General features: G+C 53.7%; 4 protein-coding genes. All 4 read right to left on the bottom strand.

The genetic code is table 11. The features are described from left to right. Positions 1 to 75: 75 nt before the first annotated feature. Genes WBG82_RS04980 through WBG82_RS04965 form a run of 4 tightly spaced genes read right to left on the bottom strand, consistent with a single transcriptional unit; the run spans position 76 to position 1570 of the window. Positions 76 to 264 carry a hypothetical protein gene (locus WBG82_RS04980; RefSeq protein ID WP_424422132.1) on the bottom strand — a complete coding sequence of 63 codons (189 nt, stop codon included), beginning with the start codon at positions 262 to 264 and terminating at the stop codon, positions 76 to 78. Then, positions 261 to 500: a hypothetical protein gene (locus tag WBG82_RS04975; protein ID WP_424422129.1), complete on the bottom strand. Its 240-nt coding sequence runs from the start codon at positions 498 to 500 to the stop codon at positions 261 to 263. The genes WBG82_RS04980 and WBG82_RS04975 overlap by 4 nt, the downstream gene beginning before the upstream one ends. Then, a complete protein-coding gene (locus WBG82_RS04970; protein WP_424422126.1) occupies positions 490 to 696 on the bottom strand; it encodes a hypothetical protein in 207 nt (68 codons plus the stop codon). Before WBG82_RS04970 ends, WBG82_RS04975 begins: the two co-directional genes overlap by 11 nt. After that, positions 683 to 1570 (bottom strand): hypothetical protein, encoded by an 888-nt coding sequence (locus WBG82_RS04965; protein ID WP_424422124.1) that lies wholly within the window; start codon positions 1568 to 1570, stop codon positions 683 to 685. Before WBG82_RS04965 ends, WBG82_RS04970 begins: the two co-directional genes overlap by 14 nt. Positions 1571 to 1612: the final 42 nt, after the last annotated feature.

Raw genomic sequence — 1612 nt, 5'->3', positions numbered from 1 at the left:
TGACAGGGCTGCGTTGAAAATTGCCCGGTAGCCTTCGTGATTGCTGTCCCATTCGGTTGAAAACTCAGTTTTCATCTACTCCCCGCCTTTCAGGGCTTGGCGACCTTCTGGTGTGATGGCGAAATAGTTTCGCCCGTAGTATCGAACAAAGCCCTTTTTGAGTAACGCTTTCGCAGAAGACAATCCGGACCCCGAAAGGGCAGCCTGACCTGATTGTTTATTGAGATACGAAAGCACATGAACTTGTGTGACTGTCAGCTTCATTCGCTCTGCTCCCCTAGTGGGCTGGCGTTGAGCATCTTTCGCCAAGCGCGCTGTGCGTTGTCTGGTGTGGCGCAATCGTCGTGATCGACTGCGCAAACCATCTCATCTGTCGGATCCTGTAGAGCGGCGAGGATGGTGGAAATGGCGGTTTCGGCGACATTGCGCGGGTGACTTCCGTGAAACATGGCTTCAAGAACGATGTTTTCCACCTTCTCGATCAGTTCCTTACTCGGCATTGCTGGCCTCCTTTGCGCGCAAGATGGCGGCAATCCTGTTGTGAGTATCGAGCGCGGAAAAGACGCGGTCATTCCGAGAACAGCATTGTTCAGGCTTTACGAAACAGGAAATGATCGCGGCAGCGTCCATCAGTGTTGTTACAACTTCTTCCCTATCAGGCCCTTCCAGCTTGGATAGTCTGTCAATGAGGGTCATGGCTTGTCTCCAAGGCGGTGCGGGCAACATAACTTACGTCTCTGTTATCAAAGGCAGAGCCATGCGGATGCTGCTTGTAGATTTCTGGGTTTGCGTACCACTCCAGCGCCTTCCTTGCCGTCGCAAGTTGGGTTTCGAGGGCTTCTATCTCCTCAGCCATCATGCAGGTCTTGGCAAAGTGTTTGCCTGCATCCCTTACGAATTTGGCCCTGACAGCCTCAGCATTCTCACGGGTAACGACTTCGCGCAATTCATACCCGGATTTTCTGAGAACTTCTGGCGCATCGGACAGATACCAATCGTCATTAAGTTTATACTGGTGCCCAACCGTCACCAACTCCTCGCACTTGCCTTTAGCCTCAGTCCACTCCTTAACCCGAGCAGTCAGCGCCGCGTTGTCGGTTCGCAGCTTAACAAGCTCGTGACACGCCAAGTCCATCAGGGCATATGCTTCCGGCTGATAGCCGGTAATGCCAGCGCCAATGATCTTCATCCACTTATCAAGGTCGCCTTCAAACCGTAGACGCTCTTGCTCGACCTTCGCCGCAATGATGGCCTCGGCCTGCGAGTGATCGCAAAGCTTACGGGTTTCCTCTCCATTCTCTGAATAAACGGTATAAGCGGAAAGTGGGCAGTCAATCCAAGCCTCCTGCAAGAACACCTGATAAAAGGCCACCGCCAACCCCTCGATCAGCGCGGCGGGGCGGGTGTTCGTGGGTATGGTAGGTGTGGTGATGCCACGTTCATCACGGCTCAATCCGACATTACCACGGACCCATGATTGACGCTGTTTTTCAAGCATTTCAGCTTGCTGCTCTGGCGACAGGGCGTTGAATGCAGCGACAGCCTTTTTCAGCAGTTCTTCATTCGCCATGGTCGCTACCTCCTGTCGGGCGGGTGGACGACGCTCCCGGTG

The organism is Parvibaculum sp., from assembly GCF_049671045.1.
Classification (GTDB): domain Bacteria; phylum Pseudomonadota; class Alphaproteobacteria; order Parvibaculales; family Parvibaculaceae; genus Parvibaculum.
This window is presented reverse-complemented; position numbering and strand designations above follow the sequence as displayed.

Bases quoted from the DNA above. Each gene is read 5' to 3' on its own strand.
- WBG82_RS04980 (WP_424422132.1), bottom strand. From the start codon at position 264: ATGAAGCTGACAGTCACACAAGTTCATGTGCTTTCGTATCTCAATAAA.
- WBG82_RS04975 (WP_424422129.1), bottom strand. From the start codon at position 500: ATGCCGAGTAAGGAACTGATCGAGAAGGTGGAAAACATCGTTCTTGAA.
- WBG82_RS04970 (WP_424422126.1), bottom strand. From the start codon at position 696: ATGACCCTCATTGACAGACTATCCAAGCTGGAAGGGCCTGATAGGGAA.
- WBG82_RS04965 (WP_424422124.1), bottom strand. From the start codon at position 1,570: ATGGCGAATGAAGAACTGCTGAAAAAGGCTGTCGCTGCATTCAACGCC.